General features: G+C 74.6%; 16 protein-coding genes and 1 pseudogene. 9 read left to right on the forward strand and 8 right to left on the reverse strand.

The features are described 5' to 3' along the window. Positions 1-40 precede the first annotated feature (40 nt). The 4 genes and pseudogenes from ACFFKU_RS05745 to ACFFKU_RS05760 form a co-directional block, all read right to left on the reverse strand. Positions 41-1,441: pseudogene (locus ACFFKU_RS05745) on the reverse strand (putative bifunctional diguanylate cyclase/phosphodiesterase); the annotation flags it as partial. A gap of 433 nt (positions 1,442-1,874) precedes the next feature. Beyond that, the gene (locus ACFFKU_RS05750) at positions 1,875-2,918 is read right to left on the reverse strand and encodes a glutathione S-transferase family protein (protein WP_380136396.1); all 1,044 of its coding nucleotides are present in this window, start codon (positions 2,916-2,918) and stop codon (positions 1,875-1,877) included. A 23-nt stretch (positions 2,919-2,941) separates the two neighbouring features. After that, the gene (locus tag ACFFKU_RS05755) at positions 2,942-4,261 is read right to left on the reverse strand and encodes a DUF445 domain-containing protein (protein WP_380136397.1); all 1,320 of its coding nucleotides are present in this window, start codon (positions 4,259-4,261) and stop codon (positions 2,942-2,944) included. Positions 4,262-4,288: 27 nt separating this feature from the next. Continuing rightward, the gene (locus ACFFKU_RS05760) at positions 4,289-6,037 is read right to left on the reverse strand and encodes an alpha/beta hydrolase (RefSeq protein ID WP_380136398.1); all 1,749 of its coding nucleotides are present in this window, start codon (positions 6,035-6,037) and stop codon (positions 4,289-4,291) included. 175 nt (positions 6,038-6,212) lie between these two features. On the opposite strand from ACFFKU_RS05760, the gene ACFFKU_RS05765 reads away from it, so the two are divergent. Further along, entirely contained in the window at positions 6,213-7,586 is a 1,374-nt protein-coding gene (locus tag ACFFKU_RS05765) for a 3' terminal RNA ribose 2'-O-methyltransferase Hen1 (protein WP_380136400.1), read from the forward strand. Continuing rightward, positions 7,583-10,174: a polynucleotide kinase-phosphatase gene (locus ACFFKU_RS05770; protein WP_380136402.1), complete on the forward strand. Its 2,592-nt coding sequence runs from the start codon at positions 7,583-7,585 to the stop codon at positions 10,172-10,174. Before ACFFKU_RS05765 ends, ACFFKU_RS05770 begins: the two co-directional genes overlap by 4 nt. A gap of 50 nt (positions 10,175-10,224) precedes the next feature. Here the strand turns inward: ACFFKU_RS05770 and ACFFKU_RS05775 are convergent, their stop codons facing one another. Together ACFFKU_RS05775 and ACFFKU_RS05780 are read right to left on the reverse strand one after the other, a co-directional pair. Continuing rightward, on the reverse strand, positions 10,225-11,775 hold the full coding sequence (locus tag ACFFKU_RS05775; protein ID WP_380136404.1) for a flotillin family protein: 1,551 nt from the start codon (positions 11,773-11,775) through the stop codon (positions 10,225-10,227). Positions 11,776-11,821: 46 nt separating this feature from the next. Further along, on the reverse strand, positions 11,822-12,316 hold the full coding sequence (locus ACFFKU_RS05780; protein WP_380136406.1) for an NfeD C-terminal domain-containing protein: 495 nt from the start codon (positions 12,314-12,316) through the stop codon (positions 11,822-11,824). A 45-nt stretch (positions 12,317-12,361) separates the two neighbouring features. Here ACFFKU_RS05780 and ACFFKU_RS05785 point away from each other — a divergent pair, with 45 nt between their 5' ends. The 5 genes from ACFFKU_RS05785 to ACFFKU_RS05805 all read left to right on the forward strand — a co-directional run bounded on the left by ACFFKU_RS05785 (position 12,362) and on the right by ACFFKU_RS05805 (position 19,599). After that, complete coding sequence (locus ACFFKU_RS05785; protein ID WP_380136407.1) at positions 12,362-13,345, forward strand: uroporphyrinogen decarboxylase/cobalamine-independent methonine synthase family protein; 984 nt, start codon at positions 12,362-12,364, stop codon at positions 13,343-13,345. After that, positions 13,342-13,923: a GNAT family N-acetyltransferase gene (locus ACFFKU_RS05790; protein ID WP_380136409.1), complete on the forward strand. Its 582-nt coding sequence runs from the start codon at positions 13,342-13,344 to the stop codon at positions 13,921-13,923. The genes ACFFKU_RS05785 and ACFFKU_RS05790 overlap by 4 nt, the downstream gene beginning before the upstream one ends. Before the next feature lie 49 nt (positions 13,924-13,972). Then, positions 13,973-16,120 carry an NAD-dependent DNA ligase LigA gene (ligA, locus tag ACFFKU_RS05795; RefSeq protein ID WP_380136410.1) on the forward strand — a complete coding sequence of 716 codons (2,148 nt, stop codon included), beginning with the start codon at positions 13,973-13,975 and terminating at the stop codon, positions 16,118-16,120. Between the two features lie 129 nt (positions 16,121-16,249). Next, complete coding sequence (locus tag ACFFKU_RS05800) at positions 16,250-17,152, forward strand: helix-hairpin-helix domain-containing protein (protein WP_380136411.1); 903 nt, start codon at positions 16,250-16,252, stop codon at positions 17,150-17,152. Beyond that, positions 17,149-19,599, forward strand: a complete 2,451-nt coding sequence (locus ACFFKU_RS05805; protein WP_380136412.1) for a ComEC/Rec2 family competence protein — start codon at positions 17,149-17,151, stop codon at positions 19,597-19,599. Before ACFFKU_RS05800 ends, ACFFKU_RS05805 begins: the two co-directional genes overlap by 4 nt. Here ACFFKU_RS05805 and ACFFKU_RS05810 read toward each other — a convergent pair. Continuing rightward, positions 19,584-20,648 (reverse strand): GGDEF domain-containing protein, encoded by a 1,065-nt coding sequence (locus tag ACFFKU_RS05810; RefSeq protein WP_380136413.1) that lies wholly within the window; start codon positions 20,646-20,648, stop codon positions 19,584-19,586. The two genes, ACFFKU_RS05805 and ACFFKU_RS05810, sit on opposite strands and share 16 nt — an antisense overlap. Before the next feature lie 519 nt (positions 20,649-21,167). On the opposite strand from ACFFKU_RS05810, the gene ACFFKU_RS05815 reads away from it, so the two are divergent. Together ACFFKU_RS05815 and holA are read left to right on the forward strand one after the other, a co-directional pair. Then, positions 21,168-22,343, forward strand: coding sequence for an RtcB family protein (locus tag ACFFKU_RS05815; RefSeq protein ID WP_380136415.1), 1,176 nt, complete (start codon positions 21,168-21,170; stop codon positions 22,341-22,343). A gap of 82 nt (positions 22,344-22,425) precedes the next feature. Next, complete coding sequence (holA, locus tag ACFFKU_RS05820; RefSeq protein ID WP_380136417.1) at positions 22,426-23,466, forward strand: DNA polymerase III subunit delta; 1,041 nt, start codon at positions 22,426-22,428, stop codon at positions 23,464-23,466. An 81-nt stretch (positions 23,467-23,547) separates the two neighbouring features. Here the strand turns inward: holA and rpsT are convergent, their stop codons facing one another. Continuing rightward, on the reverse strand, positions 23,548-23,808 hold the full coding sequence (gene rpsT, locus ACFFKU_RS05825) for a 30S ribosomal protein S20 (protein WP_380136418.1): 261 nt from the start codon (positions 23,806-23,808) through the stop codon (positions 23,548-23,550). Positions 23,809-23,841: the final 33 nt, after the last annotated feature.

The raw sequence follows: 23,841 nt of genomic DNA on the forward strand, positions 1-23,841 counted from the left end.
CCTGCGCCGAGCGGCAGCCGAGCTCCTCGAGCACCCGGGCCTGGGCACTGGTCTCGACCCCCTCGGCGACGAGGGACAGGCCCAGGCTGCGGGTCAGCTCCACGACGCTGGCGGCCATCATCCGCGCCGGGGCGGAGACCGCCACGTCGTTGACGAACGAGCGGTCCAGCTTCACGGTGTCCACGGGCAGGGAACGCAGGTAGGCGAGGCTGGAGTGGCCGGTGCCGAAGTCGTCGATGGCGACCCGTACCCGCGTGGCCCGCACCCGGGCCAACCGGTCGGCGACGGCCTCGAGGTCGTCCATGATCATGGTCTCGGTGACCTCGAGCGTGAGCTGCTCGGGCGGCAGACCGGCCGCGAGCAGGGCGTCGGCGACGACGTCGAGCACCGCGTCGTCGGCGAGCTGCCGGGCCGACAGGTTGACCGCCACCCCGACCGGTCGACCCTGCTGGGCGGTCCAGCGCGCGGCCTGCGCCGTCGCCTCGCACAGCACCCAGCTGCCCACGGCCACGATCCCGCCGTCGGCCTCCAGCAGCGGGACGAACTCGGCGGGGGACACCAGACCCCGCACGGGGTGCTCCCAGCGCAGGAGCGCCTCGTAGGAGGGTCCCCGCTCCGCGCGGGCCTCGCCGAGCGCGACGACGGGTTGGTAGAAGAGTCGGAACTCCCCGGCGGCGAGCGCGGCGTCGAGGTCGGCGCGCAGGCCGACTCGGTCGTCGGCGAAGCGGCTCATGCCCTCGGTGTGCACCGCGGGAGCGCCGCGGTCGTGCGTGCGGGCCCAGGCGGCGGCCAGCTCGGCGTGGCGCAGCAGGTCGGCGCCGCCGCCCTCGCCGAGGGTGTCGCGGTGCGCGACGCCCACCACCGCGGACAGCGCCACGGTGCTCCCCGCCCGTCCCACGGTGACCGGGTCGGTCAGGGCCGCCCGGACCTGCGCGGCCAGGGTCGCGGCCGGCGCGGGACCGGCCGTCGTGGCCAGGGCGAAACGGGAACCGCCCAGGTGGGCCACGACGTCGTCGGGCCGCACGCAGGCCCGCAACCGGTCGGTGACGGCCCGGCGGAGCTCCTCGGCGGCCCCGCTGCCGTGGTGGGCCAGCAGGTCCTCGTCCTCCTCGAGCGCGACCACCACGACGCTGACCGGGTAGCGCCGGGACAGCGCGGTGGCCACCACGTCGAGGAAGCGGGCCCGGGTGGCCAGCCCCGTGCTCGGGTCGGAGTGCGCCTGCTGCTCGTTCAGGCGCCAGGAGGCGAGGTGCGCGGCGGACGCGGCGAGCACGAACCCGGCGTGCACCAGCATCCACCGCCAGGGGTGCCGGTGGGCCTCCTCGTGGCTGAACACGGCCGCGGGCAGCACGGTGCCCAGCACGCCGTGGTGGAGCACGACGATGGCCAGGCCGATGCCGAACGGGATCCAGTCCTGGTAGAGGGCCACCACGCCGACCATGACGAAGAAGTGGAAGTGCGCCTCGATCCGACCGTCCCAGAGGTGCACGAGGGCGGCGGAGGCGAGGAAGAGGCTGACCGAGGCGGCGCCCGAGGCGACCTTGCGGCTGCGGATCGGGGGGACCGCCAGGATCAGGGGAGCGGTCACGACCACCAGCACGACGAGGACGGTGAGCACCCCCGCATGCACGACCGTGCCGAAGACCGCCAGGGCGACGGCCTGGAGCAGGGCCAGGCGGACGATGATGCCGTGCCGCCGTGACCACACCCCGTCCGGCAGCTGCCGACCCTCGGGCAGCCACGTCGTCCAGCGGCGCCCCTGGAGGGTGGTTCGGATCACGGTTGATTGTCGACCGGTTCTGGCGTCAGGTTGAGCACTGGACCACCGGACGGTCGCGTGTCGGCCGTGTCGTCCGTGTCGTCCGTGTCGCCCCTCACGCCGGGACGGGGTGCCCCGGCACGTGCTCCGCCGGCACGACCTCCTCGGGGCGCGGCGGGCCGGGCGGGGTGCCGTCACCGAACGGGCGACCGCCGAGCTCCTCGCGGCCGTGCGGGGCCCACCAGTCGGAGGTGTCCGGACCCAGCGGGACCACCCCGGTCGGGTTGATGTCGCGGTGCACCTCGTAGTAGTGACGCTTGATGTGGTCGAGGTCGACCGTGTCGCCGAAGCCCGGGGTCTGGAACAGGTCGCGGAAGTAGGCGAACAGCACCGGCATCTCGCTCAGCTTCTGCCGGTTGCACTTGAAGTGGCCGTGGTAGACCGGGTCGAAGCGCGACAACGTCGTGAACAGGCGCACGTCGGCCTCGGTGATCGTGTCGCCCACCAGGAACCGTTGCCGCGAGAGCCGGTCCGAGAGGGCGTCCAGCCGCGCGAACAGCCGGGTGAAGGCCTTCTCGTAGGCCTCCTGGGTCCCGGCGAACCCGGCCCGGTAGACCCCGTTGTTCACGTCGCGGAAGACCCCGTCGTTGACCTCGTCGATCTCGGCGCGCAGGCGCTCGGGGTAGAGCTGCGGGGCGCCCTCGCGGTGGAACTCGCCCCACTCCAGCGACAGGTCGATCGTGATCTGCGGGTAGTTGTTGGTGACGACCGCTCCGCTGGGGACGTCCACGATCGCCGGGACGGTGATCCCCCGCGGGTACTCGGGGTCGCGGGCGAAGAAGGCCTCCTGCAGCCGCTCGTACCCCAGCACCGGGTCCCGGCCGTCGGGGTCGAGGTCGAAGGTCCAGCTCCGCTCGTCGTGCGTGGGCCCGCAGACCCCCATCGAGAGGGCCTCCTCGAGGCCGAGCAGGCGCCGCACGATGATCGCCCGGTTCGCCCACGGGCAGGCGCGCGACACCACGAGCCGGTAGCGACCGGCCTCCACCGGGTACCCCTCGCGCCCGTCCGCGGTGATCCGCGTGGACAGGTAGTTCTGGTCCCGTTCGAAGGACCCCGACGGGTTGACGTACTTGCCCTGTTCCGAGGTCTCGCCGCTCATGCCCCGACGCTAGCGGAACGATCTCAGGTGAGCAGCGCGGTGAGCGCGTGGATGGTCAGCCCGACCAGGCCGCCGACCACGGTCCCGTTGATGCGGATGAACTGCAGGTCGCGCCCGACGTGCAGCTCGATCTTGTCGGCGGCGTCCCGTCCGTCCCAGCGCGCGACCGTCTCCGAGATCACGGTGGCCAGTTCCGGGGCGAACCTGCGGACGAGGTGCCCGGCCGCGTCGGTGACGTGCCCCTCGACCCGGGTGGCGAAGACCCGGTCGGCCTCGGTCTCGCCCAGCAACCGGTGCCCGAGGTCCTGCAACGCCTCGACGCTGCGCACGCGCAGCGACGACGACGGGTCGGCCAGCGCATCGAGCAGGAAACCCCGCACCGTGGTCCACAGCCCCTGCACCGTGTCGGCCAGACCGGGGGAGTTCGCCAGCCGGCGCTGGAACTCGTCGGCCTTGGCCCGGGTCTCCGGATCGTGCTGCAGCGCGTCGGCGTAGCGGGCCAGCAGGTCGTCGATGGCCTTGCGCCCCGGGTGCTGCCGGTCGCGGTGCACGTCGCGCACCCAGGTGAGCGCCTCGGTGTGCACCCGCCGCGACAACCGGTCGTTCAGCCAGTCCGGCGCCCACGCGGGCGCCCGGTCGGTGACCAGGCGGCGCACGGTCGCCTCGTTGGCCACCAGCCAGCGTTCGGCCTCGCCCATCGTCAGGTCGACGACGGGCTGGTGGGTCCCCTCGCGCACGACCTCGCCCAGCAGCGACCCGAGCGTGGGGCTCCACGGCGTCTCGGCCAGCCGGCGGATGACGACCTGGTCCAGGACCGCGGTGACCTCCTCGTCGCGCAGCACGCCCAGGGCGCCGGTCAGCACGGTGGCGCTCTCCTCCACGACCCGTTGCGCCCCACCGCGGTCGCGCAGCCACGAGCCGACCCGGGTGGGCAGCCCGGCCCGGGACACCTTGTCCCGTACCACGTCCTCGGCCAGGAAGTTCTCGGCGACGAACTGCTCGAGACTCTTGCCCAGCGCCTCCTTGCGGCGGGGGATCAGCGCGGTGTGCGGGATCGGCAGCCGGAGCGGGTGCCGGAACAGCGCCGTGACCGCGAACCAGTCCGCGACCCCGCCGACCATGGCCGCCTCCGCCGCGGCGTTGACGTACCCCCAGCCGCCCTCGCGGCCCACGGTGAGGGCGTAGGCGACCGCCGCCGCCACCAGCAGCAGGGTCGCGTTCCAGCGCATCCGACGCAGTGCCCGACGGCGGTCCTCGTCGGTCGTCCCGTCGCCCGGGGTCCGCGGGCTCGCCGGACCCGCCGGGGGACGGGTCGGTCGGGGGAGGGGCGCGGCGTCGCTCACCCGGCCATCCTCCCCGACCCGACCGCGTCAGCCCCGGACCGCCTCGCGCAGGTCCGGGTTCCCGAGCAGGAACGCCCCCGGTGCCGGGATCCCCGTCGTGGCGCACTCGACGTCGTCGTCCGGAACCACCCCGGTGGTCAGGAAGGCGTCGACGACCGCGTCCACGCAGGCGTTGCCGGCCGCGGCGTAGACCCCGTGGTCACCGTCGTCGGTGACCAGCACCATCCGCGACGTCGGCAGGGCGGCGTGGGTGCGGCGGGCCCCCTCCACCGACGTCGGGGCGTCGCGCTCGGTCTGCACGAGGAGGACCGGGGGCAGGTCGCGCCCGTCGGGCAGCGGCAGGGTCAGCGGGGCCCGGTCCCAGTGGGCGCAGGGCTGTCGGTTCGTCCCCCACCCGAGCAACGGGTACCGCGGCCCGGTGCGGAGCGCGTAGGCGTCGAACGCGGCCTGGTCCTTGGTCCAGGCGGTGTCGTTGCACACCGTGGCCTGGAACGTCGCCGCCATGGTGAGGGCGTGCGGCGGGACGTCGCCCGACGGTACGGGCGCCGCGGGCAGCAGGTCGACGATCCTGCCGGTCAGCCCGGCCAGCATCCGGTCGACGACCGCGGGTTCGGCCCAGGTCCGGGCCGCGTCGACCGCCCGGAGCCCGGTCATCAGCCAGGCCAGCGACTCGAAACTCGTCTTGGAGTACATGGCCTGGGTGATCAGGAGGTCGATCACGGTGCCGTCGAGCGTGATCCCCAGCGCCGGGAGTTCCAGCGGCCGGGCCGCGTAGGCCGCCCGCAGGCTCTCGTAGGTGCCGGTCACCTCGGCCGCGTCCGTGCCCAGGTGGAACAGGCGGTGGTGCTCCCCGGCCCAGGCCGCGAAGTCCACCTCGAACCGTCGCTGGAATGCCGCCGGCTGGTTCCCGGCGAAGATCTGCTCGAAGGGGGCGGTCACGTCGACGGTGGAGTCGAGCACGAACCGGCCCACGCGGGCGGGGAAGTAGGTCATGTACTGGGTGCCGACCCAGGTCCCGCCGGAGTACCCGACCCAGTCGATCGTCTCGCGGTCCAGCGCGTCGCGGACCAGGTCGATGTCGGCGACGGTCTGCTCGGTGTTCACGAACCGCGACAGCGGGTCGGACTGGCACCCCCGGGCCGTGGCCGCCATCGCCGCGGCGTTGGCGGCCAGCGCCTCGGGGGAACGGTCGCGGACGTCCGGGCCGGTGCCCGTCCCGGCGCCGGGCAGGTCGCAGAGCACGGGGGTGCTGGCCCCGGTTCCGCGCACGTCCAACCCGATCACCTCGGTGCCGGCCAGGGCGGGTTGCCGGGACAGCGACGCCGCGAGGTCGAGGCCCGCGCCGCCCGGTCCGCCGGGGTTGGTGATGACCGAGCGCGCCGGGCGCTCGCCGTCGCGGACGGGGCGCGCGATCGCGATGGACAGGGGTTCCCCGGCCTGGGGGTCGTTCCAGTCCCGCGGTACCAGGACCGTCGCGCACTCCAGGGCGGCGGCGGAACCCGGCAGCTGCACCCGGTCCGCCGGGCACGGTGCCCAGGCCGGCTCCTGGTCGCGGTACCGCGCGGGCGTCCGCTCGACGAACTGCCGTTCGGCCTCGACGAGGTCGGCCGGGCGGGCCCGGGCCAGCGCCGAGAGTTCTCCCGTGCCCGGCAGACCCGCCGGGGGTGCCGGTGCCGCCTGGGCGGCGGGTGTACCGACGAGCAGGGTCGCGGCGAGCGTGGACGCCATCAGTGCGGGGACGGCGGGGACGGTGGGGACTCGTCGGCGGGCGATCATCGGGGCGTTCCTCCTGAGGACGGGATGGGCGCCGGCTGTGAGCGTCCGCGGTCGTTCCCATCCAGCCCGCCGGCGGTGGCCCGCGCCAACCGCCGACCCGGTGCCCGCCCGTCATCCCTTCGTCGGACCCGGTAACTCCGTGCGTCGGCCCCCCTGCGCGTGGTCAGATGCCCTGGTGCTGCTGACGATCACCGCCGCCGGACCCGGGCACGACGCCGCAGGCGCGGCCGTCCCCGCCACCGACCTCGGTTTCCTGCTGCACAAGCATCCGGACCGGGTGAACTCCTCGGTCTCCTCGGTGGGCACGGCGCACGTGTTCTACCCGGAGAGTTCCGCCGAACGCTGCACGGTCGCGGTGCTGCTGGAGGTCGACCCGGTCTCCCCGACGGCTCGGTCGGCCCTGGGGTACCTCGACGACCGCCCCTACGCGGCCGGGAGCCTGCTGGCGGTCGCCCTCGGCCGGGTGTTCTCCACGGCGCTCGCGGGGCGCTGCCGGACGCACCCCGACCTGGTCGCGGTGCGCTGGCCGCTGACGGTCGACGTGCCGGCCCTGCGCTGCCGCGGCGGGGCCGACACGGTGCGGCGCCTGGTGGAACCGCTGGGTTGGACGGCGGAGGTGCGCACGGTTCCGCTGGAGGAGACCCGTCCCGGGTGGGGGCCGGCCGAGCACCTCGACGTGATCCTGACCGGGACGCACCGCCTCGCCGTCGCGCTGGCGCACCTGAGCGTTCTGCTCCCCGTGCTCGGCGACGACAAGCACTACTGGGTCGATTCCGCGGAGGTCGAGAAACTCCTGCGCCGGGGCGGGGACTGGCTGGCCGGGCACCCGCACGCGGCCGAGATCACCTCCCGCTACCTCAAGCACCGCCGCGACCTGGTCGACGAGGCGGTGGCGCGACTCGTGCCCGACGCCGCGGGCCAGGAGGGACCCCTCGGCGCTGAGAGCCGACGGCCGTTGCGCGACGAGCGGTGCACGGTCCTGCTGGAGGAGGTCCGGGCCGCCGGGGGTGGAGCGGTGGCCGACCTCGGCTGCGGGCAGGGGCAGCTGCTGCACCGCCTCCTCGCCGAACCCGGCGTGCAGCGGGTGGTCGGGACCGACGTGTCGGCCCGTGCGCTGCAGCAGACCGCCCGTCGCCTGCGTCCGGAGCGGCTGCCGGAACCCGTCCGGGCACGGTTGGACCTGTTCCAGTCCTCCCTCGTCTACCGGGACGCCCGGCTCGGCGGGGTGGACGTGGCCGTCCTCTCGGAGGTGGTCGAGCACGTCGACCCCGACCGGTTGCCGGTCCTGGAGCGCGTGGTCTTCGGCGACGCCCGGCCGGGCACGGTCCTGGTGACCACCCCGAACGCGGAGGTCACCGCGACCTACCCGGACCTCGGCCCGGGGGAGTTCCGGCACCCCGACCACCGTTTCGAGTGGACCCGCGCCCAGTTCGAGGCGTGGGCCCGCGGGGTCGCCGAGGAGTTCGGCTACACGGTGCGGTTCCGGGGGATCGGCGCGGAGGTCGCGGGGCACGGGGCACCGACCCAGCTGGCGGTGCTGACCCGATGAGCGCGCTCGAGGTTCCCGAGACCGCCCTGGTCGTCCTCGTCGGCACGACCGGTGCGGGGAAGTCGACGTTCGCCCGCCGGCACTTCCGGCCCACCGAGGTGCTCTCCAGCGACGTCTGCCGCGGTCTGGTCAGCGACGACGAGAACGACCAGGCCGCGACCAAGGACGCCTTCGCCGTCCTGGAGTTCATCGCGGCGCGCCGCCTGGCGGCGGGCCGGCTCACGGTCGTCGACGCCACCAACGTGCAGGCCGCGGCCCGACGTTCGCTCGTCGACCTGGCCCGCGCGCACGACGTGCTCCCCGTCGCGATCGTCCTGGACGTCCCCGAGTCGGTCTGCGCCCGCCGCAACGCCGACCGTCCGGACCGGGACCACCCGGCCCACGTCCTGAAGCGGCAGCGGGCCGCGCTGCGCAAGAGCCTGTCCGGGCTGCGACGGGAGGGTTTCCGGACCGTCCACGTGCTGGAGGGTGTGGAGGCCGTGGACGCCGCGGTGGTCGAGCGGGTCCGGTTGCGCAACGACCGCCGCGAGGACACCGGTCCGTTCGACCTGATCGGCGACGTGCACGGGTGCCTCGACGAACTCCTCGCCCTGCTGCAGGAATTGGGCTACGCGGTGGACCGCGACGGGCGGGGACGGGCGGTCGGGGCCCGTCCGCCCGCGGGACGTCGGGCGGTCTTCCTCGGGGACCTGGTCGACCGGGGTCCGGACACCCCGGGGGTCCTGCGCCTCGTGATGGGCATGGTCGCGAACGGGCAGGCCCTGGCGGTCTGCGGGAACCACGAGAACAAACTCCTGCGCGCCCTGCGCGGGCGTGACGTCACCATCAGCCACGGCCTCGCGGAGTCGTTGCAGCAGTTGGCGGGAGAACCCGAGGAGTTCCGCGCCGCCGTGGTCGCGTTCCTCGACGGTCTGCTGGCCCACTACGTCCTCGACGGGGGCGCCCTCGTGGTCGCGCACGCGGGGTTGGTCGAGAAGTTCCACGGACGGGCCTCAGGACGGGTCCGCGACTTCTGCCTCTACGGCCAGACCACCGGGGAGACCGACGAGTTCGGGCTGCCGGTCCGTTGGGCCTGGGCCGAGGAGTACCGCGGCCGGGCCGCGGTCGTGTACGGGCACACGCCCGTACCGGAACCGGTGTGGGTCAACAACACCCTCTGCCTCGACACCGGCTGCGTCTTCGGGGGCCGGCTGACGGCGTTGCGCTACCCCGAGCGCGACGTCGTCTCGGTGCCGGCCACCGCGGTCCACCACGACCCGGTCCGCCCGGACCTGCTGCAGCCCACGACGTCGACCGCCGCCGGGACGATCGCGGTCCGCGACCCCGACGTCCTCGAGATCGGCGACGTCCTCGGCCGCCGCGTCGTGGAGACCGGGCACCACGGCCGGGTGACGATCCGCGAGGAGAACGCCGCCGCCGCCCTGGAGGTCCTGTCCCGCTTCGCCATCGACCCACGGTGGTTGCTCCACCTGCCGCCGACGATGGCCCCGGCCCCGACCGCCCCCGCGGGGACGGGGGTCCTGGAGCACCCGGAGGCGGCGTTCCGGTCCTACGCCGCCGACGGGGTCGAGCAGGTGGTGTGCGAGGAGAAGCACATGGGTTCCCGGGCCGTCGCGGTCCTCTGCCGGGACGAGGACGTGGCCGTGGCCCGATTCGGGGCCCGGCCGGGGTCCGGGGTGCGCGGGGTCGTGCACACCCGGACGGGACGGAGTTTCTTCGACCCGGCCACCACGTCGACCCTGGTCGCCGACCTCGTCGACGCGGTCGAGTCCGGCGGCGTCTTCGCCGAGCTCGGCGCCGACTGGATCGTGCTGGACGGAGAGCTGCTGCCCTGGAACGCGAAGGCCGACGGTCTGCTCCGGGAGCAGTTCGCCCCGCTCGCGGTGGCCGGGGGGCTGGCGCTGCCCGCGGCCGCCGCGGTGGCCGAGCGGGCGGCGGCGCGCTCGTCCGGTCCGGACGCGGACGCCCTGCGCGCCCTGGCCGCCCGGACCCGGCGCCGGCACGACGACGTCCGGGCGTTCGCGGCCGCCTACCGGGGCTTCCTGCGCCCGGTGTCGGGCCTGGACGGCGTGACGTTCGCTCCGTTCGCGGTGCTCGCGGCGGCGGGCGCGACGTTCGAGGAGCGCCCCCACCTCTGGCACCTCGACCTCGCCGACCGGCTGGTGGCGGCCGGGCCGCAGCGCCTCACCCGGACCGCCCGCCGGGTGGTCGACCTGGCCGACGACGCGTCCCGCGCGGCGGCCACCCGGTGGTGGGAGGACCTGACGGCGGCGGGGGGAGAGGGCATGGTCGTCAAACCGGCGCAGAACCTGCACCGGGGACCGCGCGGCCTCGTCCACCCGGGCCTCAAGGTCCGCGGGCGGGAGTACCTGCGGCTGGTCTACGGGCCGGAGTACCTCGAGCCGGCGACCCTGGAACGGTTGCGGCAGCGCTCGCTCGGCACGAAACGATCCCTGGCGTTGCGGGAGTACGCACTGGGGCTGGAGGGACTGCGCCGCGCGGCGCAGGATGAACCGGCCTGGCGCGTGCACGAGTGCGTCGCCGCGGTGCTGGCCCTGGAGTCCGAGCCGGTCGACCCCCGCCTCTGAGGCCCACGGCCGGTGCTGCGTCCGCGGAGTGCGGGCGCAGCACCAGCGTGTCATCCCCGGTCGGGACCGGGTGCCCCGTCCGTCCTCGGAACCACGGTGGGGGTGCTCGCCGGACGGCTCCCCGAACTCTTCTCCTGCCAGCCCCGGAGCAGGTCCTGGACGTCGAGCCCCGTCGTGCGCCGCACGATCTCCAGCGTCTCGGTCAGGTTCCGTCCGACCTGGTGCGAGAGCTGGGAGGCGCCGTCGGTCGAGATCACCGTGAGGTCCGAGATCGCCGACATCGGGGCGGCGAGTTCGCGGGCGACCTGGGGCAGGACGTCCACGACCATCTGCGCGAGCGCGGCCTCGCCGTACTGCTCGAACGCCTCGGCCCGCAGGCGCATCGTCTCCGCCTCGGCCTCACCGCGGGCGCGGATCGCCGCCCCCTCGGCCTCACCCTCGAGCCGGGTCGCCTCGGCCAGGGCCCGGCGGCGGTCCAGTTCGGCCTCACCGGCGACGCGCACGCGCTGCGCGTCGGCCTCGGCCGCCAGCCGCACCCGGTTGGCCTCTGCCTGCGCGGACAGTTCCACCCGGCGGGCCTCGGCCTCGGCATTGGCGATCTGGCCCGCCTTCTTGGCCTCGGCCTCGAAGATCTCGGAGTTCCGCCGGGCCTGGGCCTGCTGCTCGGCGTCGTAGCGCCGTGCGTCGGCGGGTTTGCGGACCTCGGTGTCGAGCTGGCGTTCGGTCAGGGCGGCCTGCCGCTCGGCGACGCGTTCCTGCTCGACCAGCACCTCCTGGTCGCGGGCGGCCTTGGCCAGCACGCCGGCCGCGGCCGCCTTGGCCTGCGCCGTGTCCGTCTCGGCCTTGAACTCGGCCTGCCGCAGGGCGAGGTCGCGCTGGGCGCCGGCGACGCCCTCCTGCGCCCGGGCCTCCGCCTGCTGCGACTCCTGCAACGAGTTGGCCTCGGCGATGGCGGCGTTCTGGGCGGCGATGGCCGCCTCGGGACGGCCGAGGTCGCGCAGGTAGTTGACCTCGTCGGTGACGTCCTGGATCTGGAACGTGTCCAGGACCAACCCTTGGTTGGTGAGGGACGTCTCGGCCTCCTCCGCGACCCGGGAGGCGAACGCGGCGCGGTCGCGGATGATCTCGTCGACCGTCAGCGTGCCGACGATCGAGCGCAGCGACCCGGCCAGCACCTCCTGCGTGAACGACTCGATCTCGTCCTGCTGGTGCAGGAAACGCTGCGCGGCGGCCCGGACCGAGTCCTCGGTCCCGCCGACCTTGATGATCGCCACACCGTCGAGGTTCAACCGGATCCCCTTGCCCGACACCGCACCGCGGATCTGCACCGAGATCCGGCGGGAGGCCAGCGACAACGAGTAGGCCTGCTGCACGAACGGCAGGACGAAGATGCCGCCACCCATGACGACCTTCTGCCCGGACAGGTCGGTGGAGATCTTGCCCGTCTCGGGATTGGTGACGGGTTTCCCCTTCTTCCCGGTGACGATGAACGCCTCGCTCGGTCCGGCGATCCGGTACCGGCGGACGATGGCGACCGAGAGCAGCAGGACCACGACGACGGCCGCGGCGACGAGGATGACGGTGGGGGTGAGGAACTCCACGAGAACTCCTGGGGTCGTGGGGCGGGAGGGTGTTCCGGGGTCGGGCTCAGTCGGTGCTCAGGGGCACCACCCGGACCGCCGTCGCGGACACCTCGGCCTCGACCCGGACCCGGTCGCCCCGGGCCAGCGGAGTGTCGCTGAGGGCCGTGCGTTTCACGGTCGTCCCGCCGAGGCGCAGGTTGACCTCCCCGTACCCACCGGGGCGGGTGATCGGGGTCGTGACCACCCCCTCGGCGTGCCGGATCTGCACGTGCGTCTCCGGTTCCTCGCTGCGCAGGGTCCGCACCAGCGCCCCGACCCCGACCATCGTCACCAGGGCCACCCCGGCGCCGAGCCCGGCCGCCGCGGGGGTCGACCAACCGAGGCTCGTGGTCGCCAGGGTGCCGGCGAGGCCGAACATCGTGACGCCGCCGGTCAGCGAGGTCAGGGAGAGGAACCCGCCCGCGAGGTCCAGGTCCAGCGCCTCGAAGACGCCGTCGAGCAGGAAGGAGAGCAGGCAGCCGACGCCGCCCACGATCGCCAGGACGAGGAACACCGTCACGACCCACCACCCCCGACCACGAACCTAGCGGGGTAGGTTCCCCGGGTGAGCACCGGACTGGGCCCGATGCCGGGCACCGACCCCGGCGAGTCCGCCTCGGTGGTGCTCGGTGAACTGGGCGAGGCCCCGCACCACCCGTTCCTCGCGCAGCTGCCGGCCCGGGGGCCCGGGGCGGACCCGACGGGTCGTGCCGGAGCCCTGCTGGTCGACCTCGCGCTGGACCTGCAACCGTCGGGGTGGCGGTTCACCGACCATCCGGGCCGTGACCAGTTCCGCGCCCGGACGTTCCTGCGCAACGACCTCGACGCGCTCGCCGAGGCCGCCGACGGTTTCACCGGCGACCTCGTCGTCCCCGTCCCCGGCCCCTGGTCCCTGCTCGCCGCGGTCGAGCTGCCCCGGGGGGAGCGTTCGGTGATCGACCCGGGCGCCCGACGCGACGTGACGGAATCCCTGGCGGTCGGGATCGAGACCCACCTGGCCGACGTGGCCCGGCTCGTCCCGGGGGCCTCGCGCACGGTCCTGCTGGAGGAACCCTCGTTGAGCGCCGTGCTGGAGGGCCGGCTGCCGACGGCCTCGGGGTACGGGTCGTTGCGGGCCGTGGATGCCGCCGAGGTGCGTCAGGGCCTGCGCACGGTGGTCGAGGCGGTGTGCCGGTCGGGGGCGACCCCGGTCCTCCGGCTCGCCCCCGACGGGCCGTTCGCGCTGGCCCGGGAGGCCGGGGCCGCGGGGGTCGCGGTGGACGTCACCCACGTCGAGGACGCGGGCTGGGAGTCCCTGGCCACGGGGATCGAGGCCGGGGTCACGCTGTGGGCCGGCGTCGTCCCGGTCGACCGGCGCCCGCCGGTCGGTGACGTCGTCCGGGTCCTGGAGCAGCGGTGGCGGCGGCTCGGGCTCGTGCTCCCCTCGCTCGCGGACGTGGTGGTGACGCCGGTCGGCGGGCTGCAGCGGTTGGACCCGGCGACCGTCCGGTCGTTCCTGGGGCGGTTGCGCGAGGTGCAGGACGCGACGACGGAGGTGGCGCAGGGATGAGCGCGGACGTACGGCTGCGCCGGGCGGTGCCGGACGACGTGGCGGCCGTGGTGGCGCTGGTGGAGTCCGCCTACCGCGGGGAGGGTTCGCGGGCGGGCTGGACGACCGAGGCCGACCTGCTCGACGGCCAGCGCACCGACGGCGAGGGCATCGCCGCCGTGCTGGCCGACCCGGAGGCCTCCCTGCTGGTCGCCGAGCTGGGCGACGGTGCCGACGGAGAGCTGGTGGGGTGCTGCGAGGTCCGCCTGAACGGGTGGTCGGGGCTGGGGGGCCGCGAGGGACCGGGGGCGGGGGCCTACTTCGGGACCTTCGCCGTCCGCCCGGGCCTGCAGGGCGCGGGCATCGGGTCCCGCCTGCTGGCCGAGGCCGAGGCGGAGGCCGTGCGCCGCTGGGGGTCGCCGGCCCTGGTCATGACCACCTTGCGGCAGCGCGCGGACCTGCTCGCCTGGTACCGACGGGTCGGTTTCGTCGAGACGGGTGAGACCCGCCCCTTCCCCTACGGCGACGAGCGCTACGGGCGGCCCCGTCGTCCGGACCTGGAGTTCGTCGTCCTGCGGCGCCCGGTGGCCCGGGCCTGAGGTCCGGCGCCCCCGCCTCGGACGGCCCGTGTCGGAGGCTCGCGGCAAGATGAGTCCCGTGAGCCAGGCACCGCAGTCGTCCCCCGCCGCCCCGCCCGAGTCCGAGGTCCCGCCCGAGGCGCGGCGTCGCTGGGACGACCTGGCCGGACAGATCGAGGCCGCCCGCTTCTCCTACTACGTGCGGAACTCCTCGCCGTTGACCGACGGCGAGTACGACGCCCTGGAACGCGAGCTGCGGGAGCTGGAGGAGGCCCACCCCGAGCTGCGGACGCCGGAGTCGCCGACGCAGACGGTCGGGGGGACGTTCTCGACCGAGTTCACCGCGGTCGACCACCCCGAGCGCATGCTCAGCCTGGACAACGCGTTCTCCTCCGACGAGCTGTCGGCGTGGGCGGCGCGGGTCGAGCGCGAGGTGGGGGAGGGGGTGCGCTACCTCTGCGAGCCCAAGATCGACGGACTGGCGGTGGATCTCGTCTACGAGGACGGCCGCCTCGTCCGGGCCGCCACCCGGGGGGACGGGCGGACGGGGGAGGACGTGACCCTGAACGTGCGCACCATGGAGACCGTCCCGACCCGGTTGTCCGGTGACGACGTCCCGGAGTTCCTCGAGGTGCGCGGCGAGGTGTTCTTCCGGGTCGCGGACTTCGAGGAGTTGAACGCCGGGCTGGTCGCGGCCGGGAAGGCGGCGTTCGCGAACCCGCGCAACTCCGCCGCGGGATCGTTGCGGCAGAAGGACCCGCGGGTCACCGCCACCCGCCCGCTGCGGATGCTCGTGCACGGGATCGGGGCCCGTCGGGGCATGGAGAACGAGACGCAGTCGGAGGCCTACGAGAAACTCCGGGCCTGGGGCCTGCCCACCTCCGAGCGGGTGCGCACGTTCGACACGCTGCCCGAGGTCGCCGCCTACGTCGCCCACTACGGCGAGCACCGGCACGACGTCGAGCACGAGATCGACGGCGTCGTGGTCAAGGTCGACCAGGTGGCGCTGCAACGCCGGCTCGGGGCGACCTCGCGCGCGCCGCGCTGGGCGATCGCGTACAAGTACCCGCCGGAGGAGGTGACGACGAAACTCCTCGACATCCGGGTGAACGTGGGTCGGACGGGGCGGGTGACCCCGTTCGCGTTCCTCGAACCGGTGCTGGTGGCCGGGTCGACGGTCGGGCTGGCGACGCTGCACAACGCCAACGAGGTGGTCCGCAAGGGCGTGCTCATCGGCGACACCGTGGTCGTGCGCAAGGCGGGGGATGTGATCCCCGAGGTCCTGGGCCCGGTCGCCGACCTGCGCACCGGGGACGAACGCGCCTTCGAGTTCCCGACGCACTGCCCCGAGTGCGGGACCGAACTCGCCCACCAGCGGGCCGACGACGTCGACATCCGCTGCCCCAACTCCCGCTCCTGTCCGGCCCAGCTGCGCGAACGCATCTTCCACGTCGCGGGTCGCGGTGCGTTCGACATCGAGGCGCTGGGGTACGAGGCGGCGACCGCCCTGCTGCAGGCGGGGGCCGTCACCGACGAGGGAGACCTCTTCACCCTGACCGAGGAAGACCTGCTCACCGTCGACCTGTTCACGAACAAGAGCGGGTCGCTGTCGGCCAACGGGCGACGGTTGCTGGCCAACCTCGACAAGGCGAAGACGCAGCCGCTGTGGCGCGTGCTGGTCGGCCTGTCGATCCGGCACGTGGGGCCCACCGCCGCCCGGGCGTTGGCCGCCCGGTTCGGCAGCATGGCGGCGATCGAGTCCGCCGACGTCGCCGACCTCAGCAGCACCGAGGGGGTCGGTCCCACCATCGCCGAGGCCGTCGTGGAGTGGCTCGCCGTAGACTGGCATCGCGACGTCGTCGAGAAGTGGCGGCGGGCCGGGGTCCGCATGGAGGACGAGCGCGACGAGACCACCCCCCGCACCCTGGAGGGCCTGACCGTCGTCGTGACCGGGTCGCTGCAGGGTTTCTCCCGCGACGAGGCCAAGGAGGCGATCCTCTCCCGCGGCGGCAAGGCGTCCGGTTCGGTGTCGAAGAAGACCGACTTCGTGGTGGTCGGCGAGGCGGCCGGCAGCAAGGCCGACAAGGCCGAGCAGCTCGGGGTCCGCATCCTCGACGAGGACGGGTTCCGCGCGCTGCTCGACGGCGGGAGCGCGGCCGTGGCGCTTCCGGAGATCGACAGCGACGGCGACGGCGACGGCGACGACGAGGCCGGCTGAGCGTCTCGTCCCCCTGACGCCGGGTGCGATGCCGCGCTCGTCGTCCACAGAGGACGCGTTCCCCGGCTCGCGTCCACAGCTGCAGAACCGGAGCCGCGGTCCGCTGACGCGGGAACCCACGATGCCCGGGTGAGCCGACACCGTCCGCAGCAGCGCACCGTCCGCGACGCCCGGGCTCTGGTGCTGCGCCAGCTCCAGGATCGGGGAGAACCGACCCAGGAACCGCGTCCGGTGGTGCCCCGGGTCGAGGAGCCGGCCCCCGTTCCGCCGTCCGGTTTCCTGGCCGAGCTGCGGCAGCGGGTCGAGGACCGGCTCCCGCCGGGTGTGCGCGAGATCCGGTGGCGGGTCGGGCCGGCAGCGCTGCGGGGGACCGTCCTGCTCGTCGTGGTCGCCGCGCTGCTCATCGGGGTCGTGACGTGGCGGGCCTGGCCGGACCCGTCGGCGGCCGCGTCCGCGTCGGTGGGGGAGCTCGTGCCCGCCCGGTCGACCCCCGCACCGGACCTCGACGGGCCGACGAGCGCGGAGCCCGTCGGGTCCGGCACGGGAGCTCCGAGCGCCGACCCGGTGGCCTCGGGTGCGTCGGGGGTGGTGCTCGTGCACGTGGTGGGCCGTGTTGGCCGGCCCGGGGTGGTCTCGTTGCCGGCCGGGGCGCGGGTCGTCGACGCCGTCACCGCGGCGGGGGGTCCCGCGTCGGACGCGGACCTGACGCGGGTGAACCTGGCCAGACCGGTGGTGGACGGGGAGCAGATCCTCGTCCCCGCCCCGGGGGAGCCGGTCGACCCGGTCGTCCCGCCGTCGACGAGCGGGGCACCGGCGGCGGCCGGAGGCCCGGCGGAGGGGGCCGCTCTCGACCTGAACGCGGCGAGCGCGGCCGACCTCGACGCCCTGCCCGGCATCGGGGAGGTGCTGGCCGAGCGCATCGTGCAGTGGCGTTCGGAGAACGGCCGGTTCTCCTCCGTCGACGACCTGGGTGAGGTGCGGGGGATCGGCCCGACCGTCCTGGACCGGGTCCGCGGGCTGGTCCGCGTGTGAGCGCCACCGCTCTCGAACCGGGGCGTGCGCCGGTTCCCACCGATCTCCGGCTCGTCACCGCGGCGGTGGCCGGATGGGCCTGCGCGGCCTGGGCGCACGGGCGGGCGCCGTCGCTCCTGGCCGCCGTCCTCGGCGTCGTGAGTTTGGGCGTCCTCGCCCTCGGGTGGCACGGGCGGCGGCGTCGGCGGGGAGCGACCCGGCTGCTGCCGGGCGTGCTGGTCATCCTGGTCCTCGTCTCCTGCCTGGCCGCGAGCCTGCTGCAGCGCAGTGGTTCTCTGCTGGACTGGGCCGAGGCCGGGTCGACCGTCCAGGTTCAGGGCGAGGTGCGTTCCGATCCGCGCCCGGTCCGGTCGGGTCCGGGCGGTGCCCCCCGGGTCGCCGTGGAGCTGCTGGTCACGCACGCCGAGTCGCGGGGGCGGAGCGTCAGCGCGGCCACCCGGGTCCTCGTGCTGGCCGACGCCGAGGCCTGGACGACCGATCCTGTCGTGCCGCCGGGAACCGAGGTCGCCGTCCCGGGACGGCTGCTGGCCGGTGACGACGGGGACGAGCCCCTGCTGCTGGCCCGGGGTGCGCCCGTGGTCCTCGAACCGACCGGGTGGGTGGGGCGGCAGGCGCAGACGTGGCGGGCCGCGCTGCGGACGGCGTGCGCGGGACTGCCCGCCGACGCCCGCGGACTGCTCCCGGGGTTGGTGGTGGGGGACACGTCGGGCCTGCCGCCGGACCTGGACGAGGCGATGACCGCCGTGGGGTTGTCGCACCTCACGGCGGTCTCGGGCTCCAACACGTCCCTCGTCGTCGGGGCCCTCGTGCTGGTGGGTGGGTTCCTCGGTCTGGGACGCCGGGCGCGGTTGGTCCTGGCCGGGGTGGGCCTGGCGGGTTTCGTCGTGCTGGTCCGTCCCGAACCGAGCGTGCTGCGGGCCGCCGTGATGGGCAGCATCGGGCTGATCGGCGTGTTCGCGGGGCGACCCACGCGAGGGGTGCCCGTGCTCGCCGCCGCGGTGCTGGTCCTGCTCGTCGTCCAGCCGGGGTTGGCCCGGGAGTTCGGCTTCGTCCTGTCGGTGCTGGCCACCGCCTCCCTGCTGCTCCTGGCCCGGCCGGGCGCCGAGCTGCTGGTCCGCCACGGCTGGCCGCGCTGGGCGGCCTTCGTGGTGGCGGTCCCGGTCGCCGCCCAGGCCGCCTGCGGACCGGTCGTCGTGCTGCTGTCCCCGATGGTGAACCTGCTCGCGGTCCCGGCGAACGTCGCCGTCACCGTGGCGGTGGCCCCGGCCACGGTCCTGGGGCTCGCGGTCACCGTGCTGGCCCTGGTCGCGCCGGGGGCCGCGGCCGTCCTCGTCCGGGTGCCCGGCGTCTGCGCGCAGTGGATCGCGTTCGTGGCGCGGACGGGGGCGGACGCGCCCACGAGCGTGGCGGTCCCGGCGGGGTGGTGGGGCGTGGTCGTGGTGGCGGTGCTGACCGTCCTGACCCTGGCCGCGCTCGTGCTGCTGGTGCGCGCCCGCGGATGCCGTCGATGGGTCGGGGCCGGGCTCGTGACGCTGCTCGTGGCCGCGTCGCTGGTGCGGTGCTCCCCGCCCGGTCCGAGCGGTCCCTGGCCGGTGGCCGACTGGGTCCTGGTCGGGTGCGACGTCGGGCAGGGCGACGCGGTCGTCCTGCGCTCGGGGCCGACCTCGGCGGTGCTGGTCGACGCGGGGCCGGACGACGTGCTCGTCGACGGCTGCCTGGACCGCCTGGGGGTGGACCGGCTGGACGCCGTGGTCCTCACGCACCTGCACGCCGACCACGTCGACGGCCTGGCCGGTGCCGTCCGGGGCCGGACGGTCGGGGCGGTGTGGACCTCGCCCCTGCGGCCGGCGGGGCCCGCGCTGCGGCAGGTGGACGAGGAGGCCCGCGACCTCGGGCTGCCCTTGTCGGTGGCCCGGGAGGGGTTGACGGGTTCGGCCGGGTCGGTCTCCTGGCGCGTGCTGGCCCCGCCCGCGTCGGTGTCCCGGGCGCGGGACCTGGACTCCTCGGAGGTCAACGACTCCAGCGTGACGTTGCTGGCCGAGGTCTCCGGGGTGCGCGTCCTGCTGCTCGGCGACCTCGAGCCGGGGGGCCAGCGGCGCGTGCTGGCGGGACTGCGGGGCTCCTCCGGCGGGCCGGCGGTGGACGGCCCGGTGGACGGCCCGGTGGACGTGGTCAAGGTCGCCCACCACGGGTCGGCCCGTCAGCTCCCGGCGCTCTACGCCGCCGCGGCGGCCCGGGTGGCGGTCGTCGAGGTGGGCGCGGTGAACGACTACGGGCACCCCGCCCCGGAGACCACGGCCCTGCTGGAGCGCCTCGGCGTGCGCGTCCTGCGCACCGACCGCGACGGTGACGTGGCGGTCGCGGGCACGTCCGAACGGTTGCGGCTGCTCCGGCGCGGTCCCGACCCGCGGGACGCGGCCCGACGGGAGCGCTACTCGCAGGGTTGAGCGAGCCGGACGAGCGGGACCCGGGGTGCGCCCGAAGGGGCGGCGGTGATCGCATCGACCCGTCGGCGGGCCTGCTTGTCGGCGTACATCGCCCGGTCCGCCAGCTCGGTGAGTCCCGCGAGGTCCGGCGCGTCGACCGGCCAGACGGCGCTGCCGCCGCTGATGCCGAGGTCGGGCACGGAGTCCCGGACCCGTTGCAGCACCTGCGCGGCCAACGCGTCGGACCCGGGCGGCGGTGGTACGTCCTCCAGCAGTACGGCGAACTCGTCGCCGCCGAGCCGGATCACGTGGTCGCCCGGACGGACGGCGTCCAGCAGCGCCTCGGCCAGCCGACGCAGGGCGAGGTCGCCGTGGGCGTGCCCGAGGGTGTCGTTGAGCGTCTTGAAGTGGTCGATGTCGAGCAGCAGGAGCGCGTGCAGCCGCAGGTCCTCCGGGTGCCGCAGGACGCGGTGGGTGAGTCGTTCCAGCAGGCGACGGTTCCCGACCCCGGTGAGCGGGTCGACCAGGGTCATCTGCTCCGTCTCCTGGTGCCGGCGCCGGCTGACCCACAACCCGCCGGCCGCCAGCACCCCGAGGGCCACGACGAGCAGCTGCAGGACGGTGCTGCGCCAGCGCAGGGCGGAGACCTCGACGGGCTCGGCGACGTGGACCTCGATCCGGTAGACCCCGTCCTGGCTGTCCCCGACGCGGCGGCTCACGACGACGGCGTCGAGCGCCTCGCTGCGGGCGCCCCGGGCGACCGCTCGCTCGGCGTCGACGAGGACGATCCCGTCCCGGGTGATCGTGACCGCGGTGACGACCCGGCTGGCGAGCAGCGTCGCCGTGTCGGCGTCCAGCTGCTGGGCGAGGGTCATCCGGTCGGGGTCGGTCGCGAGCTCGCGGTCGCGCGGGGCGTTGGCGATGTCGGTGGCGAAGACGTCGGCGACGGCCGAGGCCGGTGGCTCCGCGGGGGCGCGCGGACCGGTGAGGACGATGGTCACGATCCCGATGGTCAGGACGGCGACCGCGGCCATCAGCAGCTGCCAGACGTCGGGACGCAGCCGCCGCACGGGTCCTCGCGGACGACCCCGGTCCGGGGACCTTCGACGGCCGGACGGAGCGAGGCCTCCCGCCGATCGCGACGCGATCCTGCTTCCCACCTGGACCTCGTTCCCTCCGGCGTGACCGTGACACCTATTACTTACAGCAATGGATCACTTACTCACTGTCATTTCGGCGGACGATCGGGGGTGTGTCGCGCCGCGATGCCTCTCCAGCGGTGTGCCTCCAAAGGGGGGTGACGCCACGACATGCATCGTGGGTGCACTGCGGAGTCGGGCGACTACTCTGGGCATTGGTCGTGACGCGGCCGAGGAGGCAGCTCCGTGAGGGGAGAGAACATGCGCGCGAAGAAGTCCTGAGGATCCGTACCGAGCGTCAACCCTTGAACCCTTGATGAGCGGACGCGGCCGTCGTCACCCCTCGCGGGGTGCCGGCGGCCGCGTCCTGGTTCCCGGCCGACCCGCTCGACGGGGGACGGCTCGGAAAACCGGTGGGAACCGGCGGGGCGGTTCCGGAGAATCTCCTCCGTGCACCACATCACCGACACCCTGCTGAACTGGGCCTCGGTCCTGGACGACCAGACCCTGGCCCAGGCCCGGGCCACCGCCTCCCTCGACTTCGTCCGTCCCTACGTCGCCCTCATGCCCGACGCGCACCTGGGCAAGGGAGCGACGGTCGGTTCCGTCATCCCCACGGTGGGGGCCATCATCCCCGCCGCCGTGGGCGTCGACATCGGCTGCGGGATGATCGCGGTGCGGACGCAGTTCCACCGGGACGACCTCGACGCGGTCGGGAAGTCGTTGGCGGAGCTGCGGATCCGGATCGAGGACGCCGTCCCGCTGTCGGCCGGAGCCGCCAACCAGGAGATCTCCGCGACCGCGGCGCCCCGCGTCGCCGAACTGCAGGAACTCACCCCGGAGCGCGCGGACTTCCGTGAGGCGCAGGCCCCCCGCTGGCGGGTGCAGCTGGGAACCCTGGGTTCGGGGAACCACTTCATCGAGGTCACCCAGGACGAGACGGGAGCGGTGTGGCTGTTCCTGCACTCCGGTTCGCGCGGGGCGGGGAACCGGTTGGCCCAGCACCACATCACGGTGGCCCGTCGTGAGGTGGAGGCCGCCGGGATCTCGCTGCCCGACAAGGACCTGGCCCACCTGACCGAGGGGACGCAGGAGTTCGACGAGTACATCGCCGATCTGCGCTGGGCCCAGCACTACGCCCTGCTGAACCGGGAGGAGATGATGGACCGGGTCGTCGCCCAGCTGCAGGAGTGGTCCGGGGTCGCGGTGCAGGAGCTCGAGCGCGTCCAGTGCCACCACAACTGGACCAACCGCGAGGAGCACTTCGGGGAGCAGGTCTGGTTGTCGCGCAAGGGGGCCATCCAGGCCGACCGGGGTCGCCCGGGTCTGATCCCCGGATCGATGGGGACGGCGAGCTACGTCGTCACCGGCCGGGGCGACCCGGCGAGCCTGAACTCGGCCCCGCACGGGGCCGGCCGCGCGTTCAGCCGTCGGGCCGCGCGTCGCCGGTTCACCCGGGCGGAGCTGCAGGAGGCGATGCGCGGGATCGAGTACCGCGACACCGACGCCTTCCTCGACGAGATCCCGGCCGCGTACAAGGACATCGACCAGGTCATGGCCGACGCCGCCGGCCTGGTCGAGATCCGGCACACCCTGCGTCAGATCGTCAACGTCAAGGGCGACTGACGCGGGGGCCGGCCCCTCGACGGCCGGGTCGAACCGGTTCACCGGGGCGAGGGACGTCGGTGGCGGGTGGCACCCTGTGCGGGTGCCACCCGCCCGCCGCGCCCCTGCGAGCAAGACCCCCGCGAAGCCCCCGCGCTCCGTCGTCACCGCGGTCAGTCCGCACGACGTGGGGGTCGCCCCGGTCGTGGCCCTGACCGGGTCCGAGGAGCACCTGGCCGTCCTGGGGCTGCAGTCGCTGACCGCCGCCCTGCACGCGCTCGACCCGGCCGCCGAACGGACCGACGTCGCCGCGGCCGACTACCAGGCCGGGCAGCTCGCGACCTGGACGAGCCCGTCGCTGTTCGGGGAGCGCTCCCTGGTGGTCGTGGACGGGGTGGACGCCGCGACGGAGGCGTTCGTCGAGGACGTCCTGGGCTACCTGCAGGAACCCGCCCCCGACGTGGTCCTCGTGCTGCGCCACCGGGGGGGCAACCGGGCCAAGAAGGTGCTGGACGCGGCCCGGGCCTGCCCGGGCAGCCTCGAGGTCGCCTGCCAGCCCCTCAAGCGCGACCAGGACAAGGTGGACTTCGTGCTGGCCGAGGTGCGTCGGCTGCGCCGCCGGATCGACGTGGACGCCGCCCGGGCCCTGGTCGCGGCGCTCGGCAGCGACCTGGGGGAGACCGCGGGGGCGTTGGCGCAGCTGGCCTCGGACACCGAGGGCACGATCACGCTCGACGCCGTCCACCGCTACCACGGGGGTCGTCGGGAGGCGTCGGGGTTCGAGGTCGCCGACGCGGCCGTCGAGGGGCACGCCGGACGGGCCCTGGCCCTGACCCGGCACGCCGCGGCGACCGGGGTCCCGCCGGTCCTGGTGGTGGCCGCCCTCGCCGCCCGGCTCCGGCAGCTGGCCAAGGTGGGGGCCGCCGGACGGGGGCGTTCCGCCGACCTCGCCCGCGACCTGGGCATGGCCCCGTGGCTCATCGACAAGGCCCGCAGGGAGCTGCAGCACCTGGAGGCCGAGGGCATCGCCCAGGCGATCCTTGCGGTGGCGGCCGCCGACCACGCGGTCAAGGGTGGCGGCGAGGACGCCCTGCACGCCCTGGAGCGGGCGGTCCGGGTGACCGCGGCGGCCCGCCGGCGTTGAGCCGCCGGCGTCGGCGAGCCCACGACGCGACGAGGCCGGTACCCCCAGAGGGGTACCGGCCTCGTCGTGCGGGCTGGGCGCTCAGACCTTGGCGGCCGACTTGGCGATCGCCGACTTGCGGTTGGCGGCCTGGTTCTTGTGGATGACGCCCTTGCTGACGGCCTTGTCCAGCTTGCGGCTGGCGACCTTCAGCGCCGCGGCCGACTTCTCGGCGTCACCGGCGGCGACGGCCTCGCGCAGGGCGCGAACCGCGGACTTCAGCTCGCTCTTGACGGCCTTGTTGCGCAGGCGCGCCTTCTCGTTCGTGATGATGCGCTTCTTCTGCGACTTGATGTTCGCCACGTGCTGTACTTCCTGTCCTCGGACTGGTCTTCT

The organism is Kineococcus gynurae (assembly GCF_042433995.1).
Lineage (GTDB): Bacteria > Actinomycetota > Actinomycetes > Actinomycetales > Kineococcaceae > Kineococcus > Kineococcus gynurae.

Coding starts and splice junctions, on each gene's coding strand:
- ACFFKU_RS05770 (WP_380136402.1), top strand. CDS start 7,583: ATGAGCGCGCTCGAGGTTCCCGAGACCGCCCTGGTCGTCCTCGTCGGC.
- ACFFKU_RS05750 (WP_380136396.1), bottom strand. CDS start 2,918: ATGAGCGGCGAGACCTCGGAACAGGGCAAGTACGTCAACCCGTCGGGG.
- ACFFKU_RS05790 (WP_380136409.1), top strand. CDS start 13,342: ATGAGCGCGGACGTACGGCTGCGCCGGGCGGTGCCGGACGACGTGGCG.
- ACFFKU_RS05760 (WP_380136398.1), bottom strand. CDS start 6,037: ATGATCGCCCGCCGACGAGTCCCCACCGTCCCCGCCGTCCCCGCACTG.
- ligA (WP_380136410.1), top strand. CDS start 13,973: ATGAGTCCCGTGAGCCAGGCACCGCAGTCGTCCCCCGCCGCCCCGCCC.